This window comes from Cohnella candidum (genome assembly GCF_003713065.1).
Classification (GTDB): Bacteria; Bacillota; Bacilli; order Paenibacillales; family Paenibacillaceae; genus Cohnella; species Cohnella candidum.
Window position 1 is genome coordinate 204,304 of record NZ_CP033433.1, and the last position, 21,512, is coordinate 225,815.

Annotated in this window: 17 protein-coding genes, 15 tRNA genes and 3 rRNA genes; 31 read left to right on the top strand and 4 right to left on the bottom strand. The window is 56.1% G+C overall.

From position 1 onward, the window contains the following. Positions 1-33 precede the first annotated feature (33 nt). The 9 genes from gatC to EAV92_RS00930 all read left to right on the top strand — a co-directional run bounded on the left by gatC (position 34) and on the right by EAV92_RS00930 (position 9,150). The gene (gatC, locus tag EAV92_RS00890; protein ID WP_123039351.1) at positions 34-321 is read left to right on the top strand and encodes an Asp-tRNA(Asn)/Glu-tRNA(Gln) amidotransferase subunit GatC; all 288 of its coding nucleotides are present in this window, start codon (positions 34-36) and stop codon (positions 319-321) included. Positions 322-364: 43 nt separating this feature from the next. Beyond that, positions 365-1,825: an Asp-tRNA(Asn)/Glu-tRNA(Gln) amidotransferase subunit GatA gene (gene gatA, locus EAV92_RS00895; protein ID WP_123039352.1), complete on the top strand. Its 1,461-nt coding sequence runs from the start codon at positions 365-367 to the stop codon at positions 1,823-1,825. Between the two features lie 16 nt (positions 1,826-1,841). Further along, a complete protein-coding gene (gene gatB / locus EAV92_RS00900; protein ID WP_123039353.1) occupies positions 1,842-3,281 on the top strand; it encodes an Asp-tRNA(Asn)/Glu-tRNA(Gln) amidotransferase subunit GatB in 1,440 nt (479 codons plus the stop codon). Between the two features lie 190 nt (positions 3,282-3,471). Further along, positions 3,472-4,200, top strand: coding sequence for a hypothetical protein (locus EAV92_RS00905; RefSeq protein WP_164472586.1), 729 nt, complete (start codon positions 3,472-3,474; stop codon positions 4,198-4,200). After that, entirely contained in the window at positions 4,197-4,658 is a 462-nt protein-coding gene (locus EAV92_RS00910; protein ID WP_123039355.1) for a GNAT family N-acetyltransferase, read from the top strand. Before EAV92_RS00905 ends, EAV92_RS00910 begins: the two co-directional genes overlap by 4 nt. A 122-nt stretch (positions 4,659-4,780) precedes the next feature. After that, positions 4,781-5,560 carry a TM2 domain-containing protein gene (locus tag EAV92_RS00915; RefSeq protein WP_123039356.1) on the top strand — a complete coding sequence of 260 codons (780 nt, stop codon included), beginning with the start codon at positions 4,781-4,783 and terminating at the stop codon, positions 5,558-5,560. 13 nt (positions 5,561-5,573) lie between these two features. Then, positions 5,574-6,719, top strand: a complete 1,146-nt coding sequence (locus EAV92_RS00920; RefSeq protein WP_164472587.1) for a DUF4097 family beta strand repeat-containing protein — start codon at positions 5,574-5,576, stop codon at positions 6,717-6,719. A gap of 119 nt (positions 6,720-6,838) precedes the next feature. Then, positions 6,839-7,270, top strand: a complete 432-nt coding sequence (locus EAV92_RS00925; RefSeq protein WP_123039358.1) for a Fur family transcriptional regulator — start codon at positions 6,839-6,841, stop codon at positions 7,268-7,270. 140 nt (positions 7,271-7,410) lie between these two features. Next, a complete protein-coding gene (locus EAV92_RS00930) occupies positions 7,411-9,150 on the top strand; it encodes a glycosyl hydrolase family 18 protein (protein ID WP_241158396.1) in 1,740 nt (579 codons plus the stop codon). Positions 9,151-9,204: 54 nt separating this feature from the next. Here EAV92_RS00930 and EAV92_RS00935 read toward each other — a convergent pair whose 3' ends face one another. After that, positions 9,205-9,576, bottom strand: a complete 372-nt coding sequence (locus tag EAV92_RS00935) for a DUF2614 family zinc ribbon-containing protein (RefSeq protein WP_123039359.1) — start codon at positions 9,574-9,576, stop codon at positions 9,205-9,207. A gap of 193 nt (positions 9,577-9,769) precedes the next feature. On the opposite strand from EAV92_RS00935, the gene EAV92_RS00940 reads away from it, so the two are divergent. The 20 genes from EAV92_RS00940 (at position 9,770) to EAV92_RS01035 (ending at position 17,828) form a co-directional block, all read left to right on the top strand. Next, positions 9,770-10,660 carry a nucleotidyltransferase-like protein gene (locus EAV92_RS00940; protein ID WP_241158397.1) on the top strand — a complete coding sequence of 297 codons (891 nt, stop codon included), beginning with the start codon at positions 9,770-9,772 and terminating at the stop codon, positions 10,658-10,660. Between the two features lie 327 nt (positions 10,661-10,987). Continuing rightward, positions 10,988-12,540, top strand: a 16S ribosomal RNA gene (locus EAV92_RS00945). Positions 12,541-12,740: 200 nt separating this feature from the next. After that, positions 12,741-15,671, top strand: a 23S ribosomal RNA gene (locus EAV92_RS00950). Positions 15,672-15,820: 149 nt separating this feature from the next. Continuing rightward, positions 15,821-15,937, top strand: a 5S ribosomal RNA gene (gene rrf, locus EAV92_RS00955). The 16S, 23S and 5S rRNA genes sit together here with 15 tRNA genes alongside, the layout of an rRNA operon. A gap of 13 nt (positions 15,938-15,950) precedes the next feature. Further along, positions 15,951-16,026 (top strand) — tRNA-Asn (locus EAV92_RS00960). A gap of 3 nt (positions 16,027-16,029) precedes the next feature. After that, positions 16,030-16,122, top strand: a tRNA-Ser gene (locus EAV92_RS00965). Between the two features lie 29 nt (positions 16,123-16,151). After that, positions 16,152-16,226, top strand: a tRNA-Glu gene (locus tag EAV92_RS00970). A gap of 96 nt (positions 16,227-16,322) precedes the next feature. After that, positions 16,323-16,399: transfer RNA gene (locus tag EAV92_RS00975), tRNA-Met, on the top strand. 23 nt (positions 16,400-16,422) lie between these two features. Beyond that, positions 16,423-16,499 (top strand) — tRNA-Asp (locus EAV92_RS00980). A 46-nt stretch (positions 16,500-16,545) separates the two neighbouring features. Continuing rightward, positions 16,546-16,621 (top strand) — tRNA-Phe (locus tag EAV92_RS00985). A 17-nt stretch (positions 16,622-16,638) separates the two neighbouring features. After that, positions 16,639-16,714, top strand: a tRNA-Thr gene (locus EAV92_RS00990). Between the two features lie 15 nt (positions 16,715-16,729). Continuing rightward, positions 16,730-16,814, top strand: a tRNA-Tyr gene (locus EAV92_RS00995). Positions 16,815-16,853: 39 nt separating this feature from the next. Continuing rightward, positions 16,854-16,927: transfer RNA gene (locus EAV92_RS01000), tRNA-Trp, on the top strand. Between the two features lie 16 nt (positions 16,928-16,943). Continuing rightward, positions 16,944-17,019: transfer RNA gene (locus EAV92_RS01005), tRNA-His, on the top strand. A 16-nt stretch (positions 17,020-17,035) separates the two neighbouring features. Continuing rightward, positions 17,036-17,110 (top strand) — tRNA-Gln (locus EAV92_RS01010). A gap of 7 nt (positions 17,111-17,117) precedes the next feature. Beyond that, positions 17,118-17,192 (top strand) — tRNA-Gly (locus EAV92_RS01015). Positions 17,193-17,202: 10 nt separating this feature from the next. After that, positions 17,203-17,276 (top strand) — tRNA-Cys (locus EAV92_RS01020). A 14-nt stretch (positions 17,277-17,290) separates the two neighbouring features. Continuing rightward, positions 17,291-17,367, top strand: a tRNA-Arg gene (locus EAV92_RS01025). A gap of 7 nt (positions 17,368-17,374) precedes the next feature. After that, a tRNA-Leu gene (locus EAV92_RS01030) sits at positions 17,375-17,460 on the top strand. Between the two features lie 143 nt (positions 17,461-17,603). Continuing rightward, the gene (locus tag EAV92_RS01035) at positions 17,604-17,828 is read left to right on the top strand and encodes a hypothetical protein (protein WP_123039361.1); all 225 of its coding nucleotides are present in this window, start codon (positions 17,604-17,606) and stop codon (positions 17,826-17,828) included. Between the two features lie 52 nt (positions 17,829-17,880). On the opposite strand, the gene EAV92_RS01040 is transcribed toward EAV92_RS01035, so the two are convergent. The 3 genes from EAV92_RS01040 to EAV92_RS01050 all read right to left on the bottom strand — a co-directional run bounded on the left by EAV92_RS01040 (position 17,881) and on the right by EAV92_RS01050 (position 20,291). Then, entirely contained in the window at positions 17,881-19,308 is a 1,428-nt protein-coding gene (locus EAV92_RS01040) for an MFS transporter (protein ID WP_123039362.1), read from the bottom strand. Between the two features lie 102 nt (positions 19,309-19,410). Further along, complete coding sequence (locus EAV92_RS01045) at positions 19,411-19,950, bottom strand: TetR/AcrR family transcriptional regulator (RefSeq protein WP_123039363.1); 540 nt, start codon at positions 19,948-19,950, stop codon at positions 19,411-19,413. A gap of 146 nt (positions 19,951-20,096) precedes the next feature. Then, positions 20,097-20,291, bottom strand: coding sequence for a DUF2188 domain-containing protein (locus tag EAV92_RS01050; protein WP_123039364.1), 195 nt, complete (start codon positions 20,289-20,291; stop codon positions 20,097-20,099). A 217-nt stretch (positions 20,292-20,508) separates the two neighbouring features. On the opposite strand from EAV92_RS01050, the gene EAV92_RS01055 reads away from it, so the two are divergent. Then, complete coding sequence (locus tag EAV92_RS01055; RefSeq protein WP_241158398.1) at positions 20,509-20,802, top strand: LiaF transmembrane domain-containing protein; 294 nt, start codon at positions 20,509-20,511, stop codon at positions 20,800-20,802. 42 nt (positions 20,803-20,844) lie between these two features. Next, positions 20,845-21,510, top strand: coding sequence for a PspA/IM30 family protein (locus tag EAV92_RS01060; RefSeq protein WP_123039365.1), 666 nt, complete (start codon positions 20,845-20,847; stop codon positions 21,508-21,510). The last annotated feature ends 2 nt before the right edge of the window (positions 21,511-21,512 follow it).

Below are 21,512 nucleotides of genomic sequence, written 5' to 3' on the forward strand. Positions count from 1 at the left end.
CATCCATCGGAATGAGCAAGGGGGATTTCGGCCATGAGCATTACGGCGAAAGACGTCGAACACGTCGCGAATTTGGCGCGGCTGGATTTGTCCGCGGAGGAGAAAGAGCAGTTCGCGGGCCAGTTGAACGCGATTTTGAAATACGCCGAGAAGTTGAACGAACTCGACACCACGAACGTGGAGCCGACCAGCCACGTGCTTCCGCTGTCGAATGTCATGCGGGAAGACGAAGTGCGGCCGTCCTGGCCGATCGAGAAAGTGTTGTCGAACGCGCCCGACGAAGAAGACGGGCAGTTCAAGGTACCTGCGGTCATCGAGTGAATTCTCGCATACATTTTACCCGTGATTGAAGGAGGAACCCGTTTTGTCGCTTTTCGATCTGCGATTGGCGGATTTACATAACAAACTGGCGCACAAAGAGCTTTCGGTATCCGAGCTGACGGAAGCGTCCCTGAAACGCATTGCCGACACAGACGGAGAGATCGGGGCTTTCTTGACGCTGGACGAAGAGGGCGCGCGTCGGCAGGCGCGGACGCTGGACGACCAATTGGCGGCCGGAGGAGAACGGGGACTGCTGTTCGGCCTTCCCGCCGGCATCAAGGACAACATGGCCACGGAAGGGCTTCGCACGACTTGCGCCAGCCGGTTCCTGGACAACCATATCCCGATTTACGACGCGACCGCCGTGCGGAAACTCCGCGAAGCGCAATCCGTCACCGTCGGCAAGCTGAACATGGACGAATTCGCCATGGGCGGCTCCAACGAGAACTCGGCCTACGGCCCCGTACGCAATCCGTGGGACAAGTCCCGCGTGCCCGGCGGCTCCAGCGGCGGCTCGGCGGCCGCGGTCGCGGCGGGCCAAGTGTATTTCACGCTCGGCTCCGATACCGGCGGTTCCATCCGCCAACCCGCGGCTTACTGCGGCGTCGTCGGATTGAAGCCGACCTACGGTCTCGTCTCCCGGTTCGGCTTGGTCGCGTTCGCTTCTTCGCTGGACCAGATCGGGCCGATCACCAAAAACGTCGAGGACGCCGCTTACGTGCTGCAAGCGATCGCCGGACACGACGCGATGGATTCGACTTCCGCGAACGTGGACATTCCGGACTATACGGCGGCTTTGACCGGCGACGTTCGCGGCATGCGCATCGGCGTGCCGAAGGAGTACCTCGGCCAAGGCATCGATCCCAGCGTCAAAGAACGCGTGTTCGAGGCGCTGAAGGTATTCGAATCGATGGGCGCCGTTTGGGAAGAGATTTCGATGCCCCACACGGAATACGCCGTCGCCACTTATTATTTGCTCGCATCCTCGGAGGCATCCTCGAACCTGGCGCGTTTCGACGGCGTCCGTTACGGCGTACGCGCCGCAAATCCGGACAACCTCATGGACCTTTACCGGCGCTCGCGCAGCGAAGGCTTCGGGCCCGAGGTCAAACGCCGCATCATGTTAGGCACCTATGCGCTCAGCTCCGGTTACTATGATGCTTACTATTTAAAAGCGCAGCAGGTCCGCACGCTGATCAAGCGCGACTTCGACCAGGCGTTCGAGAAGTACGACCTGATAATAGGCCCGACCGCTCCGACGGCGGCGTTCCCGATCGGCGAACAGGTCGGCGATCCGCTGACCATGTACCTGAACGATATCGTGACGATCCCGGTCAGCCTGGCCGGCGTTCCGGCGATCAGCGTTCCTTGCGGTTTCGCGGACGGATTGCCGGTCGGCTTGCAAATCATCGGCAAACCGTTCGACGAATCCGGAGTCCTGCGCGCCGCGCACGCTTACGAATCCCATACCGATTTTCATACCCGCCGTCCGGCGCTTTCCTGAGGAGGTCTGGGCTGACATGTCCTTGAACAATTACGAAACGGTCGTCGGACTTGAAGTCCACGTCGAGTTGCACACGAAATCGAAAATTTTCTGCGGCTGCTCGACTTCGTTCGGCGCGCCGCCCAATACGCATACTTGCCCGATCTGCCTGGGCCATCCCGGCGTCCTGCCGGTGTTGAACCGCCAGGCCGTCGAATACGCGATGAAAGCCGCCATGGCGATCAACTGCGAAATCGCCGAGTGGTGCAAGTTCGACCGCAAAAACTATTTTTATCCCGATTCTCCGAAGGCGTACCAGATTTCCCAATACGACCAGCCGATCGGGCAGAACGGCTGGATCGACATCGAAGTGAACGGACAGACGAAGCGAATCGGCATCACACGCCTCCATTTAGAGGAGGATGCCGGCAAGCTCACGCACATCGAAGGCGGATACGGGTCGCTGGTGGATTTTAACCGTGTCGGCACTCCCCTCGTGGAAATCGTCTCGGAGCCGGACATCCGTTCTCCGGAAGAAGCGAAAGCGTATCTGGAGAAGTTGAAGGCGATCATGCAGTATTGCGATGTCTCGGACGTCCGCATGGAGCAAGGCTCGCTGCGGTGCGACGCGAACATCAGCTTGCGCCCGTACGGCCAGAAGGAATTCGGCACGAAAGCCGAGCTGAAGAACATGAACTCCTTCCGGGGCGTTCAGCGCGGTTTGGAATACGAGCAACTGCGCCAAGCCGACGTTCTCGACGGCGGCGGCAAAGTCGTGCAGGAAACGCGGCGCTGGGACGATAGCCAAGGTAAAACGTTCAGTATGCGGAGCAAGGAAGAAGCGCATGACTATCGTTACTTCCCGGATCCGGACCTCGTACGCGTCCATATCGACCAAGAATGGATGACCCGCGTCCGCGCTTCGATTCCCGAACTGCCGGACGCCCGGAAAGCCCGTTACGTCGAGCAATTCGGACTGTCGTCTTACGATGCCGACGTGCTTACGGCTTCCATGAAGCTCGCGGACTTTTTCGAGGACAGCCTTCGTTATACGACGGACGCCAAAGCTTCCGCCAACTGGATCATGGGCGAGCTGCTGGCTTACCTGAACGCGAACGACTTGGAGTTCGAGGACGTCAAGATCACCGGCCAAGGGCTGGGCGAAATGATCCAGCTCATCGAGAAAGGCACGATCAGCACCAAAATCGCCAAGACGGTATTCAAAGGAATGATCGAATCCGGCAAGTCCCCGCAGCAGATCGTCGAGGAGCAGGGCTTGGTGCAGATCAGCGACGAAGGGGCGATCCTCGCCATCGTCGACGCCGTCATCGCAGCCAACCCGCAATCCGTAGAAGATTTCCGGAATGGCAAAGACAAAGCGATCGGCTTCCTCGTCGGCCAGATCATGAAGGAAACGAAGGGCAAAGCCAACCCCGGCCTCGTGAACAAGCTGTTGACGGACCGGTTGAAGGGATAACGGAAAGAGCGGTTTTATAAAAAAGGCCATGCTTCGAGCAACAGGAGAGTTCATTCCTGTTGACCTCGATTGTATGGCTTTTTTTGTCGCTGTTTTTTACTTATTGTTGATTAGTGTGAGGGCGTTCGACATAATGGAGGTTGTAAGAAAAATCCAAATTTTAGTCGTCGATGATTCAGGGGGACCTGCAATGCCGAGCACCGTGGATAGTGGTCATTTGAAAGCTTATCTGCATTCTTACTTGGGCGGGATCTCTCCGGGTCTCATAAGGTCGTACGTCATAACGTCTTTCATAATTCCGGTGTTATTCATTAGTTTTGGTTCATTTGTGCCCCCTTTGCTGCCTTTTATGGTTTATTTTTTGATAGGAGGCATTGCTGCTTTTTTGTTATGGGGAATATGGATTGCGACTGCTCCTTATCGAGCTCAGCGTATTATTTTTTTGTATCTAGGGCTGTTCAATGCATATTCATCAGTTGGTCTTGTTATCGTCTCCATAAAATTAATCTACTTCACGATGAATGTACGGGAAACTTGGTACCCCTGTTTCATCGTGACAGGATATCTGATCCTAGCCTATCTGCTCTGGCGCGTGCATGTGAAAACTCTATATTCCGGGGTGTACTTCAATGGCCGAACCAATAAAGCGAAGAAATTTAAACAAGCCGGTTTTGTCGGATTAGGGATCGGAGTTGGTATGGTAGGATCGCAGTTTTTTCTCGCCCAAAATCCAAGCTACGACGTATCAATGGCGGTACTTGCATGTTTGCTGCTAATGCTAGCGTTTATCCTTTTGCTTACGGTTAACACCGTGCATAAATATGTATTGATGGGTCGATATCCCGAGCTTGTCAGATATATTGAGAAACCCTCTATACCCAAGAAGGAATATACAAAGAGTAGGAGACGAACTCAGTGAACTTTAAACTTCTTGACCTTTCCGACATCGAAATCGCCGAAGAGCTGTGGGCGTTGCAGCATGCGGCCTACCGCAGGGAAGCCGAGCTGATCGGCGTAGCTGATCTTCCGCCTTTGCGGGATACGGTTCAGTCGCTTCAACAATGTGGAGAAACGTTTTACGGAGCCGTGGCGGACGACGGTACGCTGGCCGGAGCCGTTTCGGTAGAGGAGGAGTCTGATGGCAGACGCGTGGTTTGCCGGTTGATGGTGCATCCGGAGCATTTCCGGCAAGGAATCGGAGGCTCGCTTCTTCGCCATGCGATATCCGAAGCGCCGGACCGGGTGTGGAACGTCACGGCGGAAGCGAGGAACGAACCCGCACTCCGGTTGTACGAACGGGCCGGTTTCCGTTCCGTCGGTTCGTTCCGTCCCGCACCCAACATCGAAATGATCCAATTGCAGCTCGAACGCAACTGAATTGACCCGCCGACCAAGACCTGAGGCCAGGTCCGTCCCCCGCCCGTAAACCGTTGTTGGGGAGATTTCGGTCGTGCTACAATTGGGAAAATCGCCGGGACCAGTTGGAGGAAAACGAACGTATGAACGAATGGAACGCATCGAACGACCATCGAAACCATCCGGGATACCCGCCCGGTTATCCGCCGGGATACCGTGACCCGAGAATGGCATACCCCCGAAAACGAAAATGGCTCGCCGGCCTTTTGGCATTCTTCGTGCCGGGGACGGGGCATTTTTATCTGGGCCAAATGGTGAAAGGGATCGGCGTCATGCTGCTTCTTGCGATGAACATCGTCTCGATCGTTTTTGCCGTAGAGCAGCTGAACAACGTGCTCGCCATCGTTCTGCTAAGCTTATTGCTTCCGATCATTTACTTCTATAGTCTATTCGACGCCATCCAAAGCACGGACGTGGTAAACGAAAGGCGCTATCACTCCGCGTGGCATGCCTATACCGCCCCGACATTCGGAATGCCGGGTCCCGCTGCGCCTCATGCACCCGGCATTCCTCGAGGCTTCGCTGAACGCGCCGCTGAGGTTCCGCCGCCCGAATCGATGGGTCCCGCGCCTTCGATTCCGCCGCACCCGCCGGAATCCGAGCGGGGTCCCGCTCCGGGACCGATACCCGGACCGATACCGGGACCGATGCAAGGGCCGGAGGGATCCCGCAGGCACCTGAACGCGCCGGGAATCGTACTGCTGGCAGGCGGAGCCGTCGTCTTGTTCCTGGTAACGAACATCGGATGGTCCCACGGCATTTTCCGTTCTTCCGGTTCCATGGCAGGCGCCGCCGTGCTGATCGCGGCGGGGATCGGGCTGTGGATTTGGGAGCTGCGCAATGACCGCGGAAGTAAAAACTGACGGAGGAAGCCGGATGATCAAAATCGGCCGCTACACCGCGGCTTTATCGCTAACGGCGCTGGGAATCCTGCTGTTGTTGGATCACGCGGGGTTCCTGGACGTTTTCGCGGTCCTCGGCGCTTGGTGGCCGGCCGCCCTGGTCGCGCTCGGCATCGAACTCATTGTCATTCAATCGATTCATCGGCAGGAGGGCAAACGCGTCCGCATTTCGTTCGGCATCCTGTTCGGGGCGCTCATTCTCGGCGGCTTCGTGTTGGCGGCGGCACGGGGAAGCAACTATCATTTTTCGTCAGTGCAGGAGTGGACGCGCGGAATCACTTGGGGGCTGTACGATTCCGACCGGGCGAAGCACTCCTTCGACAAGGGCGTCACCTCCGTACCCTTGCCCGCGCCAGGCACCAAGGTGACCGTGTCCGACGTCAACGGCAATGTGACGCTGACCGAAGGTCCTGTCTCGGAGATCGAGGTAGAGGCCGTCGTTTACGTGGACGTTTCCGATATGGACAGGGCGCGCGAGCTTGCCGACCGTTCTTCGGTTCGCATCACAGACGACGATGGCCTTCAGATCGCGGCATATGTAGAACCATACGGCATCGGAAATCTGCGTAAGCCCCGTATGGACATTACCGTTACGCTGCCGCAAGGCCGCGTGCCCGTCTCCATGGAGGTGAACGTGGGCAGGGGTTCCGTTCGGCTCGATCAACTGACGGAGTCGTCGGAGCTCTCGTTGGACGTGAAAAACGGGGGCATCATCGGCAATAACGTAGGAGGACGCCTTCGCGCGAAATTGCTGAACGGGGATATAGATTTAACCGGCCTGTTGGGCGATGCCGACCTCGAGATCGTCAACGGCGACCTCAAAGTTCGGGATCCGCAAGCGGCGATTTCGGCCCAAACCGTCACCGGCGACGTCAGCGTGCGGGGATCCGCCGTCCGCGGGGATTGGAAAGCATCCAGCAAAATCGGCGATATCGATCTCGCTTGGCCGGAAGGAACGGGCGTAACGGTATCCGCCCGAACGACCATGGGCGATGTTCACGATTCCTGGTCGCTGGACGGCAATGGAAACGAGGTTTCCGGCACAATCGGAGACGGAACGCGGAAGATCACCGCCGAAACGCACGGAGGGGACATCTCTCTGGAGAAGTTAGAGCCCTGAAGGACTCTTCTTCCATTGACAAGGCCAAGAAACCTTATTTAAAATAAGTCTAAATCACTGACGCGCGAACGCCGCTGGACGGCGGGAGCCATACGTCATCATGAAAGGCTGTGAAGAGCATGGAATCCCGGGTTCATCATGCCGTGGACCAGCTCAAATCCGGCGGAGTCCGCATGACCCCGCAGCGATATGCGATATTGGAATTTTTGATGGAGTCCCACGTCCATCCGACGGCTGACGATATTTTCCGTTCGCTCTCTCCTCAATATCCGAGTTTGAGCGTTGCGACCGTATATAACAACCTGAAGTTGTTCGTGGATGCCGGGTTGGTGCGGGAGTTGACTTACGGCGACGATTCCAGCCGTTTCGACGCGGATCTGTCGGACCACTATCACGCGATTTGCACGGGATGCGGGACGATGGTCGATTTCGAGCATCCTCCGGTGAAAGCCGTCGAAGAAGCGGCGGCCCATTCGACAGGGTTTCAGGTCCACGGACACCGTATGGAAATCTACGGACTGTGTCCTTCCTGTCGCGACAGAAGCAACTAAACCTTTCGGCAAATTCAATGAGGCGCGTGTAGAAGTTTCTACGCGCGCTTTTTGTTTGCGGACGATTTCTGCAACTTTTGGCCTTCGGCTCCCGTACAATACGGGACGGCAGGCGAACGCGGAGAAGGAGTGAACCGGAATTGAGCAGGTTGAATACAGCCGGAACGGGATTCCGCAAGCGGCGGTCCCGTCCGTGGATTATAGGGCTCGTGCTGCTTTTCATGGTATCCGCAACAGGTACGGCATGGTGGGTCTGGAAAGAACTCCCCAATTCGGAGCATGTCGTGCCCGATTATATGTCGGCTCCGCATCCGGTCATGATCGGGGGAGAATGGACGAAAAGCCGTGCGATCGGCGACGGCGACGGCATGCTGATTCCGCTCGAGGTCGGCCAAAAGCTGACCGGAGACGGGATTGCGTACGAGGAATCGACCGATTCCGTCATTCTGACGACGAACACCAAGGTCATTCATTTCAAGGTCGGACAGCTGGGCGGGACGTCAAACAGCAAACCGTTCTCACTCAAATTCGCGGCGGTGAAGCAGGACGGCAAAGTCTATTTGCCGATGGCCCCGTTGAAAGAACTGTTCGGATTCCGTTCGGAAACCGACGCGAAGACCGGCATCGTAACGCTCCTGGCGCCTGATCAAGCCGTTCAGCGCGCCGAAGTTCCGAAAGAGAGCAAAAACGGCGCCAAGCTTCGCGAAGGACCGGACAAGTCGTTCCGCATCGTGGAGGATTTAACCGCAGGTACGGCACTCAGACTGTGGGGAGAAAGCGACGGCTGGTACCGCGCGCAATCCGCATCGGGGCAGATCGGCTATTTGGCTAAAAAGGATGCCGAGCTCCTCAACGTGGAGACATTCACGGCTGCGGAAGAGCAAGATCCGTTTACCGCATGGAAAGCGGTCGGCGAGCGCATCAACCTGACGTGGGAGGCCGTTTATACGAAAGCTCCGGTTCCCGCGGATATCGGGGAGCTGACCGGCGTGAACGTTGTCAGTCCGACCTGGTTCGAGCTGACGGACGGCAAAGGGAATATCCGCAGCAAAGCGGACGCTTCCTATTCGCAATGGTACCGTTCCAAAGGCGTGCAGGTATGGGCCCTGTTCAGCAACGGATTCGAACCTGAGCGGACGGAACAGGCGCTGGGCTCCTACGAGACGCGCCTTCATATGATCCAGCAGCTGCTCGCCTACGCGAAGGCGTTTAAGCTTCAGGGGATCAATCTCGATTTCGAAAACGTGAAAACCTCGGACAAGGAAAACCTGGTGCAGTTCGTACGCGAATTCACCCCGCTGGCGCACGAGCAAAATCTCGTCGTATCGATCGACGTCACCCCCAAATCGAACAGCGAATTCTGGTCTTTGTTTTTGGATCGGGGCAAGCTCGGCCAATCCGTGGACTACATGATGGTCATGGCGTATGACGAGCATTGGGCAACGAGTCCGGAAGCGGGCTCCGTCTCATCGCTTCAGTGGGCTGAAGATTCGATTCGCCGTATTTTGGAGGAGGACAAAGTGCCATCGCGCAAACTCGTGATGGGCGTGCCGCTGTACACCCGCCTGTGGACGGAGAAGCCGGACGGCAACGGAGGCGTCAAGGTCACTTCGAAAACGATGAGCATGGACGCGGTAAACAAACTGATCGCGGAGAAGAAGCTGAAACCCGTGTACGCGGAAGACGCGGGACAGAACTACGTGGAGTACAAGGATGGGGACAACACGATGAAAATTTGGATCGAGGACGCCCTTTCCGTCAAAGCCAGGATGAACTTGGCCAAGAAGTACAACCTGGCAGGCGCGGCCACTTGGGCTCGTAGTTTCGCCACAGGCAGCATTTGGAGCGCAATGGATCTTGATTTGCAAAGCCGCCCTTAAACGCAAATAAATAAAGGACCCCGGAAGGGGTCCTTTTGGCGTTTAGGCGCAATATTAAGATTGGAGGGGCGCTGCAGGCGATTCCGATTCGGCCGGAGCTGCGGTCGCTTTGTCCGGGTTCCAGGTGAGAATCGTATGGCAGTACATGCAGCGGTCCGTTTCGCCGAGCATTTTCGTGTTTTTGCCGCATTCCGGGCATTCCAGCACCGGCGCGTTCGTGGAGATCATGCCGACCCAGAAATAGACGCCCATGCTGACGAAGCAGGAGATAATCCCGAATACCATGAAGATGGCGGCGATGATTTTGCCCGTCTGCCCGAATAGTATGATTCCGCTTGTCCCGAGAACGCACAGTCCGAGACCGATCAACACGAGAAGCAGTCCCCACGTGCGCATCGTCGATATTTTGCTCGTTTTCCATTTCATCCGTATCGGCTCCTATCCATGAAATCTTCCTTCTTCCGGTCCATCCCTCGATACCGCCGGATGAACAGGCAGGAAACCGGCAGGGCGTTGTAGAACTAGACCATACTCGCAAAAAACATTATAGCTTACATTTTGCGCGCAGGCCAACTCGAACGGTCGGGAAAGTCGATTAATGGTTCGGACGGTGAATGTTTTGAATCGTTTGGATGCCAAAGCGTGGTACTATCGCGATATTTTCGCTCGGGAAGAGGGTCTCGTCGGGCTGTTGCTCGTGGACGACCCTTATTCGGGCAGGCCATTGATGGACGGCTCGGACCGATTGGTCTTGATCGTCCGGGAAAGCGTTTCGTCCGAGGAAGAGATCGAGCATTGGATTCGAGAGGACGCGCGGATCCAAATCCGCAGGGTTACGCCGGGCATGCTGGAAAAATGGGTCGTGAACGGCGACCGCAGCAAGGTCCAGTGGCTCGTGCAGGGCGAGGTTTTGTCCGACGAATCCGGATTTCTCGACGAGCTTCGCCGTCGGCTGGACGAATGGCCGGCCCTGCTGCGGGATCAGAAGCTGCTGAGCGAGTTTTCGCGGTTCATCGTCTCTTATTTGATGGCGAAAACGGACAGCCATAACGGGCAGACGCTCGATGCATACAGCAATGTGCTGGCGGCGCTGCATTATTGGGCGCATATCTCCCTGGTAGAACAGGGGATGCTGCCCGAGATGACGGTATGGGAGCAGATGCGCAGGGTGAATCCCGGCATTTATAAGTTATATGAAGAACTGACGACGAGTCCGGAAACGCTGGAAAAGCGCGTTCAGCTCGTCTTGCTGGCCTGCGAGTTTTCGGTGCTGACGAAAATGAAGTCCTCTTGCGCCCTGCTCATCCAGGTGCTGGGCAGCCGAACGGAGCCTTGGTCGGTGACCGAATTGCAGATGGAACCGCGCCTGCGCGGATTGCCTCTCGACTTGTCTTTGCTGCTCCAGCGGCTCGTTCACCGCGGGTTGGCCAGGGAGATCGCGCGGCCCGGCCGCGGACGCGGCCCATTGAAGCTCGAACTGCGTTACACGCTCGGAGACGACAGGTCGTAAAAAGTGCTGGCTTGGTGTTGACTTCGGGCGCCGATGTATGATAAATTAGCTTTCGTTGCTTTTGCGAGTGAGCAGAAGCGACGGCGCGAAAACAGCGAAGCAAGAGAAAAGGCAAAAATTAGTTCTTGCATCTGCCCAGCGCGCTGTGATATATTATTCAAGTCGCCGTTAGCGCGGCGGACGAAAAAGCGAAGCGCCGGTTGATCCGGATGCCGAGCTGAATTGCTCCTTGAAAACTGAACATCGAGCGTAATACGGTTTGAGCTTCGGCTCGAACAAACCAGCTTTAACTTTTGAGCCTTCAAGGTTCTTCAATAAGGTTTTACCTTTATGGAGAGTTTGATCCTGGCTCAGGACGAACGCTGGCGGCGTGCCTAATACATGCAAGTCGAGCGGATCTCCGAGGGAGCTTGCTCCCGATGAGGTTAGCGGCGGACGGGTGAGTAACACGTAGGCAACCTGCCCATAAGACCGGGATAACATTCGGAAACGAATGCTAAGACCGGATACGCAGCGAGGTCGCATGATCTTGCTGGGAAACACGGCGTAAGCTGTGGCTTATGGATGGGCCTGCGGCGCATTAGCTAGTTGGTGAGGTAACGGCCCACCAAGGCGACGATGCGTAGCCGACCTGAGAGGGTGAACGGCCACACTGGGACTGAGACACGGCCCAGACTCCTACGGGAGGCAGCAGTAGGGAATCTTCCACAATGGACGCAAGTCTGATGGAGCAACGCCGCGTGAGTGAGGAAGGCCTTCGGGTCGTAAAGCTCTGTTGCCAGGGAAGAACGCCAGGGAGAGTAACTGCTCTCTGGGTGACGGTACCTGAGAAGAAAGCCCCGGCTAACTACGTGCCAGCAGCCGCGGTAATACGTAGGGGGCAAGCGTTGTCCGGAATTATTGGGCGTAAAGCGCGCGCAGGCGGTTTCTTAAGTCTGGTGTCTAAGTGCGGGGCTCAACCCCGTGATGCACTGGAAACTGGGAGACTTGAGTGCAGAAGAGGAGAGCGGAATTCCACGTGTAGCGGTGAAATGCGTAGAGATGTGGAGGAACACCAGTGGCGAAGGCGGCTCTCTGGACTGTAACTGACGCTGAGGCGCGAAAGCGTGGGGAGCAAACAGGATTAGATACCCTGGTAGTCCACGCCGTAAACGATGAGTGCTAGGTGTCGGGGGGGTCCACCCCTCGGTGCCGAAGTTAACACATTAAGCACTCCGCCTGGGGAGTACGGTCGCAAGACTGAAACTCAAAGGAATTGACGGGGACCCGCACAAGCAGTGGAGTATGTGGTTTAATTCGAAGCAACGCGAAGAACCTTACCAGGTCTTGACATCCCCCTGAATCCTCCAGAGATGGAGGCGGCCTTCGGGACAGGGGAGACAGGTGGTGCATGGTTGTCGTCAGCTCGTGTCGTGAGATGTTGGGTTAAGTCCCGCAACGAGCGCAACCCTTGAGCTTAGTTGCCAGCATGTAAAGGTGGGCACTCTAGGCTGACTGCCGGTGACAAACCGGAGGAAGGCGGGGATGACGTCAAATCATCATGCCCCTTATGACCTGGGCTACACACGTACTACAATGGCCGGTACAACGGGTCGCGAAGCCGCGAGGCGGAGCCAATCCCAGCAAAGCCGGTCTCAGTTCGGATTGCAGGCTGCAACTCGCCTGCATGAAGTCGGAATTGCTAGTAATCGCGGATCAGCATGCCGCGGTGAATACGTTCCCGGGTCTTGTACACACCGCCCGTCACACCACGAGAGTTTACAACACCCGAAGCCGGTGGGGTAACCGCAAGGAGCCAGCCGTCGAAGGTGGGGTAGATGATTGGGGTGAAGTCGTAACAAGGTAGCCGTATCGGAAGGTGCGGCTGGATCACCTCCTTTCTAAGGAGCCCTTCGGGGCAGTAAAGTCCACATCCGCTTGCGGAGTGGCACGTATTACGCTCGAGTTCAGTTTTGAAGGGGTCAATTCCCTTCAAATCTTGCACCTTGAAAACTGGATAGCGAAACGAAAGCAATGCGCTGAAGAAAACATCAAGCACCTTGTGTCTTGACTGCAACTGTGATCCTTGTGATTGCAGCAAGGTTAAGCTAATAAGGGCGCACGGTGGATGCCTAGGCGCCAGGAGCCGACGAAGGACGCGACGAACAGCGATATGCCTCGGGGAGCCGTAAGTGGGCGTTGATCCGGGGATCTCCGAATGGGGAAACCCAGCTGCGGTAATGCGCAGTTACTCATGAGTGAATCCATAGCTCATGAAGAGGCACACCCAGGGAACTGAAACATCTAAGTACCTGGAGGAGAAGAAAACAAGAGTGATTCCGTCAGTAGCGGCGAGCGAAAGCGGATTAGCCCAAACCAGGGAGCTTGCTCCCTGGGGTTGTGGGACGTCTCACATGGAGTGATAAAAGAGCAGGTTAGGCGAAGAGGACTGGAAAGTCCCGCTATAGAGGGTAAGAGCCCTGTAGCCAAAAGCCTGCTCTCTCCGAGACGGATCCCGAGTACCGCGGGACACGTGAAACCCCGTGGGAATCCGGCAGGACCATCTGCCAAGGCTAAATACTCCCTGGCGACCGATAGTGAAGCAGTACCGTGAGGGAAAGGTGAAAAGCACCGCGGGAGCGGAGTGAAAAAGAACCTGAAACCGTGCGCTTACAAGAAGTCAGAGCCCGATTAATGGGTGATGGCGTGCCTTTTGTAGAATGAACCGGCGAGTTACGTTCACGTGCAAGGTTAAGCTGAAGAGGCGGAGCCGAAGGGAAACCGAGTCTGAATAGGGCGCTTAAGTACGTGGTCGTAGACCCGAAACCGTGTGATCTACCCCTGTGCAGGGTGAAGGTGCGGTAATACGCACTGGAGGCCCGAACTCGTGAGCGTTGAAAAGCTCTGGGATGACGTGGGGGTAGGGGAGAAATTCCAATCGAACTCGGAGATAGCTGGTTCTCCCCGAAATAGCTTTAGGGCTAGCCTCGAGGTTTAGCATCATGGAGGTAGAGCACTGATTGGGTGCGGGGCCCGCCAAGGGTTACCAAGTCCAGTCAAACTCCGAATGCCATGGATGTGTACTCGGGAGTCAGACGGCGAGTGCTAAGATCCGTCGTCAAGAGGGAAAGAGCCCAGATCATCAGCTAAGGTCCCCAAGTGTGTGTTAAGTGGGAAAGGATGTGGAGTTGCGAAGACAACCAGGATGTTGGCTTAGAAGCAGCCACCATTTAAAGAGTGCGTAATAGCTCACTGGTCGAGTGACTCTGCGCCGAAAATGTAACGGGGCTAAACACACCACCGAAGCTATGGCATGACACTTAGGTGTCTTGGGTAGGGGAGCGTTGTATGCGGGTAGAAGTCAGACCGGAAGGACTGGTGGACTGCATACAAGTGAGAATGCCGGTATGAGTAACGAAAAGACAAGTGAGAATCTTGTCCGCCGAAAGCCTAAGGGTTCCTGGGGAAGGTTCGTCCGCCCAGGGTAAGTCGGGACCTAAGGCGAGGCCGAAAGGCGTAGTCGAAGGACAACAGGTTGAAATTCCTGTACCACCGTAAGCCGTTACGAGCGATGGGGGGACGCAGGAGGGCAAAGACGCGAGCTGATGGAATAGCTCGTCCAAGCAGTGAGGGGTGTGTGCAGGCAAATCCGCACACTATAACCTTGAGCTGTGATGGGGAGGGAAAATTGCAGTACCGAAGGTCTTGTGCTCACGCTGCCGAGAAAAGCCTCTAGCCAGGCGATGGTGCCCGTACCGTAAACCGACACAGGTAGGCGAGATGAAAATTCTAAGGCGCGCGGAAGAACTCTCGTTAAGGAACTCGGCAAAATGACCCCGTAACTTCGGGAGAAGGGGTGCCCCGGTAGCGTGAATAGCGCGAGGGGGCCGCAGTGAAGAGGCCCAAGCGACTGTTTAGCAAAAACACAGGTCTGTGCGAAGCCGTAAGGCGAAGTATACGGGCTGACGCCTGCCCGGTGCTGGAAGGTTAAGGGGAGCGGTTAGGGGCAACCCGAAGCTGTGAACCGAAGCCCCAGTAAACGGCGGCCGTAACTATAACGGTCCTAAGGTAGCGAAATTCCTTGTCAGGTAAATTCTGACCCGCACGAATGGCGTAACGATCTTGGGCGCTGTCTCAACGAGAGATCCGGTGAAATTTTAGTACCTGTGAAGATGCAGGTTACCCGCGACGTGACGGAAAGACCCCATGGAGCTTTACTGCAGCTTGATATTGGACTTTGGTACGGTCTGTACAGGATAGGTGGGAGCCTTAGAAGCCGGAGCGCCAGCTTCGGTGGAGGCGACGTTGGGATACCACCCTGATCGTATCGGAGTTCTAACCTGTCACCGTGAATCCGGTGAAGGGACCGTGTCAGGCGGGCAGTTTGACTGGGGCGGTCGCCTCCTAAAAAGTAACGGAGGCGCCCCAAGGTTCCCTCAGCGCGGTTGGAAATCGCGCGAAGAGTGCAAAGGCATAAGGGAGCTTGACTGCGAGACCTACAAGTCGAGCAGGGACGAAAGTCGGGCTTAGTGATCCGGTGGTACCGAATGGAAGGGCCATCGCTCAACGGATAAAAGCTACCCTGGGGATAACAGGCTTATCTCCCCCAAGAGTCCACATCGACGGGGAGGTTTGGCACCTCGATGTCGGCTCATCGCATCCTGGGGCTGAAGTAGGTCCCAAGGGTTGGGCTGTTCGCCCATTAAAGCGGTACGCGAGCTGGGTTCAGAACGTCGTGAGACAGTTCGGTCCCTATCTGTCGCGGGCGTAGGAAATTTGAGAGGGGCTGTCCTTAGTACGAGAGGACCGGGATGGACGCACCGCTGGTGTACCAGTTGTTCCGCCAGGAGCACCGCTGGGTAGCCAAGTGCGGGAGGGATAAGCGCTGAAAGCATCTAAGCGCGAAGCCCGCCTCAAGATGAGATTTCCCAATTCGTAAGACCCCTGGAAGAACACCAGGTTGATAGGCCCGGGGTGGAAGCGCGGCAACGCGTGCAGCTGACGGGTACTAATCGGTCGAGGGCTTATCCTACGCAGTAACACAGGTGATTGTTTCTTCAGCACTGCTTTCACGTTTCGCTATCCGGTTTTCAGGGCGCAAGCCTTGAAAGAATATCGGTAAATATTACCGGTATTCAAGCGAGCGAGATTATGGTATGATATTTCTCGCTGCTATCCCGGTCTGGTGGCAATGGCGGAGGGGTTCCACGCGTACCCATCCCGAACACGACCGTTAAGCCCTCCAGCGCCAATGGTACTTGGACCGAAGGGTCCTGGGAGAGTAGGACGTTGCCAGGCCGGGTTTACACATTCCCTGATAGCTCAGTTGGTAGAGCACACGACTGTTAATCGTGTTGTCACTGGTTCGAGTCCAGTTCGGGGAGCCATATGGAGAGATGTCCGAGTTTGGTCGAAGGAGCACGATTGGAAATCGTGTAGGCGTCACAAGCGTCTCGAGGGTTCGAATCCCTCTCTCTCCGCCAGTTATTTCTTCCGCAATCATGGTTACTGAGGCCCGTTGGTCAAGGGGTTAAGACACCTCCCTTTCACGGAGGTAACAGGGGTTCGAATCCCCTACGGGTCACCAAATTCTCCTCACTGCAATCTGAAATTGAGGGTTGCAAACAGTAAGGCAAATGCGTTATGATAGTGAACGTCGCCTCTACGGGAGATTTTACAACGACGCGGGGTGGAGCAGTCCGGTAGCTCGTCGGGCTCATAACCCGAAGGCCGCAGGTTCAAATCCTGCCCCCGCAACCAATTTTCTTTGAAGAATCGATCATGGAGCCGTGGTGTAGAGGCCTAACATGCCTGCCTGTCACGCAGGAGACCGCGGGTTCGAATCCCGTCGGCTCCGCCATTCTTCAAACTTAACCAAACGCATAGTCACAAAGAACCGAAGACATGGCTCGGTAGCTCAGATGGTAGAGCAGAGGACTGAAAATCCTCGTGTCGGCGGTTCGATTCCGTCCCGAGCCACCATTTATCACTCTAAATATGCCGGTGTAGCTCAACTGGTAGAGCAACTGACTTGTAATCAGTAGGTTGGGGGTTCAAGTCCTCTCGCCGGCACCATTGCGACTCCATCATGGAGGCTTAGCGAAGTGGCCAAACGCGGCAGACTGTAAATCTGCTCCCTCTGGGTTCGGTGGTTCAAATCCATCAGCCTCCACCAGTAAGTACCAGGGCCAGGTACCCATACTTGTATTACCTTAGGGGCATAGTTTAAAGGTAGAACAGCGGTCTCCAAAACCGTTAGTGTGGGTTCAATTCCTGCTGCCCCTGCCAATTTCATAATAGCGTGGCGGTCGTGGCGAAGGGGTTAACGCACCGGATTGTGGCTCCGGCATTCGTGGGTTCAAGTCCCATCGATCGCCCCATCTTTTAACCTCATATTGGGGCTTAGCCAAGCGGTAAGGCAACGGACTTTGACTCCGTCATTCCTAGGTTCGATCCCTAGAGCCCCAGCCATTTACACGCGGAAATAGCTCAGTGGTAGAGCATCTCGTTGCCAACGAGAAGGTCGCGGGTTCGAATCCCGTTTTCCGCTCCATTTATTTTATGGCGCCATAGCCAAGTGGTAAGGCAGAGCTCTGCAAAAGCTTTACCCCCAGTTCGAGTCTGGGTGGCGCCTCCACAATTTCATATCGCGCGCCCTTAGCTCAGCTGGATAGAGCGTCAGACTACGAATCTGAAGGCCAGGAGTTCGAATCTCTTAGGGCGCGCCACTTATATGCCGGTGTGGCGGAATGGCAGACGCGACGGACTCAAAATCCGTTTCTCGCAAGGGAGTGGGGGTTCAAGTCCCTTCACCGGCACCAACTTCAACAATGAGGCCCTGAAGAATCAAATGATTCTTCAGGGTTTTTTGTATTTCGCCAGGACTTGTCGTGTGATACAATATTCCTACAAGATCCGACAATCGATAACCGCGTTTTTGTCAAAGCGAGGCTGAAAATCGGGAATGGAAATATCCAACTGCATTATCTGCGGTAAAATGTTCCGTCATGACGGACGGGAGGCGAAGCACTGCACGGAATGCCACGCGGTGCACGAAGCGAAGCTGAGAGCCGTGAAGGACGTCATCCTGAGCAACCCGGGCCTGACGGTGCAAGAAGCGAGCGAGAAATCCGGCGCTTCTTACAAGCTGATCATGGAATGGATCAAGGAAGGACGCATCTTACGTTAATTCAAAACAAGAAAACACCCCGCTGCTGCGGGGTGTTTTCTTGTTCTGCAGGTTATCCGATTTGTTTCGCAGTCTTAGGTGGAATGGCCTCCTGAGCGCTCCTTTTCTTCGCGGAGAATCTGGCGAAAAGAACAACGCTGATGAGCGCAAGTGTGATCATAATGGCGCTAGAGAGAAGCGCGGGGATGATGTGGTCGCCGAAATCGGCGGGCGTACGGATGGCGCTGCCGGATTCGAAGATGAGTCCGCCGATCGCGATGTCGAAGACGCCGCCCAGCTCCCGGGTCGCGTTGCTGATGCCGCTAGCTTCGCCCGAATCGTTTTCCGGTACGGAGGACATGATGCCATGGGTCAACGGCGTAAAGCTCAATCCCATGCCGGCGCCGGCAAGCATCATGAACGGGGCTTGGTAACCGAAGGGGAAGTCGACGCCGAACCGGGCGATGAGAACCGCGAATCCGACCAGCGCGGCGCCTTGAAACAACAGGCCCAGCAATAAAACCGCGCGGTTGCCGAATTTGGAAACGGCGAATCCGGCAAGCGGGGCGGCGATCATCGTGCATCCCGTCCATGCCATCGTGCGGACGCCGGCTTCAAGAGCCGAATAGCCTTGGCCCTGCTGAAGGAAAAGCGTCAGCAGGAAGATCGCGCCGAAGATCCCGGCGTTCATCCAGAAACCCGTGAAAATATAGGCGGAGTATTTCACGCTTCGGAACAGGGCGAAACGGACGAAAGGAGTCTCGCGTTTGCGTTCCCATAAGTAGAAGGCGATCAACAGCAGCATGCCGCCCGCCAAGGAACCGACGACGAGTGCAGATCCCCAGCCTTCGGAATTCCCTTTTTCCAAGCCGAATACGATGCCGAACAAACCGGCTGCGAGCAGCAGGATGCCGAACGGGTCGATCGGTTTCCGAACGCCTTTCTCTTCCTTCAGCCAAAGGGCGCCGAACAACAGCGCCAATGCGCCGATCGGGACGTTAATCCAGAAAATGAGCTGCCAAGGAGCCCCTTCCACGATCAGTCCGCCCACCAAGGGGCCGATCGACAAACCGAGACCGGAAATGCCGGACCAGATGCCGAGAGCGGCTGCCCGCATTTTCTCGGGGAAAGCGGAATGGACGAGGGTGAGGCTGAGCGGTACGATCGCGGCACCCCCGACTCCTTGGAGAGCCCGCGAAAGGATGAGCTGGATCGAAGTGTCGCTCCACCCGGATAGCGCGGAGCCGAGCGTGAAGAGCACGACGCCGGCGAGGAACATTTTTTTGCGGCCGAACCTTTCGCCCAACACGCTGAATGGGATGAGGAGCACGGAGAACGCCAGCGTATAAGCATTCATGAACCATTGGAGATCGGTGATCGTCGCTCCGAACGATTTTTGAATGGACGGAAGCGCGACTCCCAGTACGAGATTGTCCAGCATGGCCATGAACAAGGCGGCGCAGGTGACGACTAACAAACGGACTCTTGCGGCGGTAAACATTTTACTCCCAACTCCTTGTTAAATTTAATTTATTAATAAATAAATGAATCCCGGAAGAAAAGGCAAAGCGGGGTCGAAACCCTTCTCGCTTTGCCAAAGAGGTCAAACAAAATCGTCTTCGTGCCCATACCAGGGAAGCAGCTTGGGGAGATTGAGCGTTTCGGCCATCGTGCAGATCAGGCCCTGGCCGATGAATGCGCTCGCCTGGTAGCTGGCATTCGGTATCCCGGCTTCCTCGAAACGCGCTTTGACCCGTTCATAAACCAGATCGAATTCGCGCTTCGTATATTCGCGGACCGCCGGCTCCGGCGTCGTGAAGGCCATCATGACCAGCAGGATTTCGTTCCTGTGGCTCACCAGCAGTCTCGCGAACGCTTTTCCCATCTCGATATGAAGCTGCTCGGGCGGGGCTTGCGCGGCGTCGAAAGCTTGAAGGATCCGCTGGGACGCTTGCTCGAGAACAGCCAGGTAAAGCTGCTCTTTGGATTTGAAGAAATGGAACACGTAAGGCTGCGTGACGCCGACGGCTTTGGCGACGTCCGCGGTCGTCGTCTTGTAATAGCCCGACTCGGCGAACAGGGCGGCGGCGGCCTCCAGGATTTGTTCTTTACGGTTCAGGGAAGCTTCGTCTTTGGGTGCCATGGCTTCGGTTCCTTCTCGGTTATTTATTGAGTGATAAATAAAAGATAATGTCAGCTTACCGCGTTGTCAACAGGTTGCTGAAAGAGAGCATAAAAAAACCGGAAGCCGCTTCAGCATCCAAAGCAGGTCCCGGTCCGGCGCTTCCATTAATGGCCCTTTTTGCGGATCTGTTTGTCATGGTTTTCCGCCCATTCCTTCGCTTGCGAGGTTGCGATCGCGATGGCCCGCCCTTCATCGTACCCGTCCTTCAGCAGGGCGTTGGCGATTTCGACCGCTTTGTCGCGCACCGGCGCGGTGAAGTTTTTCAAAGATTCCGGGTAATCCCCGTGCGACCAAGGCATGACCCATCCCCTCCTGTTCATGGCTTTAATATGTACCTTTTGGACAAAGGAGGTTCGCTCGAAACACGCAAAGGACGCAGGGCGGAGCCGATAAGGTCCGGGGACGGTGGGCTGCCCCGACTACAGTCCAGGGTCAAAAACGTACGCGGGTCCGTTATGCGGAAATCACGCTCCGTTTACAATGAGATTGTGAGATGAAAGAAAAGAGGTGATACACATGAGAAGCGGAAACGGACTCGCGGTGCTGCTGATCGCGTTCGGCGCGCTGCTGATTCTCGGCAAACTCGGAATCTTCGGTTTCCTGATGGGACTTCTGATCCCGATCCTGATCGTTGGCCTCGGCGTCATGGCTTGGAGAAACGGCAATCGGTTCTTGGGCGGCGTGATCGGCCTCATCGGCGGCTTGATGCTGCTGGGCAAGCTGTCCTTCCTGTTCGTATGGGCAGCCGCCATCGCCTTGATTTTCTTCGGCGTATCGATGATTCGCCGCAGGGCGGGCACGAGAGTTTAAATGAAACAACGATAACGGAAAGCCGGAAATGGAGGGACATGCATGAGCGTAATGAAAAGAGTGCGGGACATGACGGTCGCGACGTTGAACGACCGGTTGGAGAAATCCGAAGATCCCGTCCGCGTCATCGATCAGTTCTTATGGTCGACGCATCAGGAAATCGTCCAAAGCGAGCAGCTGCAGCGGCAATACGCCGCCCATACCGACGGCCTGCTTCGCCAATGGAAAGATGCCGAGCAATGGATGAACAAACGGGAGGAGCAGGCGCTCACCGCCCTCAAAGCCGGCGAAGAGCATGCCGCCAAGCTCGCCCTGCAAGACAAGGTTTCGCACGAGGAACGTTCGGAACGGTACCGCCAGCTGTATGAACAAAGCAAGCAAGAGTTGAACGACCTGGAGCAGCTGCTCCACGAACTGCGGAGCGAATACCGCACCGTGTACGATCGCCGGCAGTTCTACGTAGCCCGCATGGAATCGCTCAGGCTACAGCAAAGGCTGAACGCGAGGTTCGGGTCGGGCTCGGAGGATCCGTCGAACATGTTCCGTAAGCTGGACGACCGGATGACGGACATCGAGCTGGAAGCCAAGAGCCTTCGGGATCTCCGGCGAATCGGACAGGAATCGGTCCTCCGAGTGGGCAGCGTCGTCCAGGAAACGATCGAACGAGAGCTTCAGCAACTAAAGCTCAGAATGCAGCAGGGGAAATAAGC

Excerpts from the sequence above, each read along its gene's own strand:
- gatC (WP_123039351.1), top strand. The coding sequence starts at position 34 with ATGAGCATTACGGCGAAAGACGTCGAACACGTCGCGAATTTGGCGCGG.
- gatB (WP_123039353.1), top strand. The coding sequence starts at position 1,842 with ATGTCCTTGAACAATTACGAAACGGTCGTCGGACTTGAAGTCCACGTC.
- EAV92_RS00905 (WP_164472586.1), top strand. The coding sequence starts at position 3,472 with ATGCCGAGCACCGTGGATAGTGGTCATTTGAAAGCTTATCTGCATTCT.
- EAV92_RS00915 (WP_123039356.1), top strand. The coding sequence starts at position 4,781 with ATGAACGAATGGAACGCATCGAACGACCATCGAAACCATCCGGGATAC.
- EAV92_RS00920 (WP_164472587.1), top strand. The coding sequence starts at position 5,574 with ATGATCAAAATCGGCCGCTACACCGCGGCTTTATCGCTAACGGCGCTG.
- EAV92_RS00925 (WP_123039358.1), top strand. The coding sequence starts at position 6,839 with ATGGAATCCCGGGTTCATCATGCCGTGGACCAGCTCAAATCCGGCGGA.
- EAV92_RS00935 (WP_123039359.1), bottom strand. The coding sequence starts at position 9,576 with ATGAAATGGAAAACGAGCAAAATATCGACGATGCGCACGTGGGGACTG.
- EAV92_RS01035 (WP_123039361.1), top strand. The coding sequence starts at position 17,604 with ATGGAAATATCCAACTGCATTATCTGCGGTAAAATGTTCCGTCATGAC.
- EAV92_RS01040 (WP_123039362.1), bottom strand. The coding sequence starts at position 19,308 with ATGTTTACCGCCGCAAGAGTCCGTTTGTTAGTCGTCACCTGCGCCGCC.
- EAV92_RS01045 (WP_123039363.1), bottom strand. The coding sequence starts at position 19,950 with ATGGCACCCAAAGACGAAGCTTCCCTGAACCGTAAAGAACAAATCCTG.
- EAV92_RS01050 (WP_123039364.1), bottom strand. The coding sequence starts at position 20,291 with ATGCCTTGGTCGCACGGGGATTACCCGGAATCTTTGAAAAACTTCACC.
- EAV92_RS01055 (WP_241158398.1), top strand. The coding sequence starts at position 20,509 with ATGAGAAGCGGAAACGGACTCGCGGTGCTGCTGATCGCGTTCGGCGCG.
- EAV92_RS01060 (WP_123039365.1), top strand. The coding sequence starts at position 20,845 with ATGAGCGTAATGAAAAGAGTGCGGGACATGACGGTCGCGACGTTGAAC.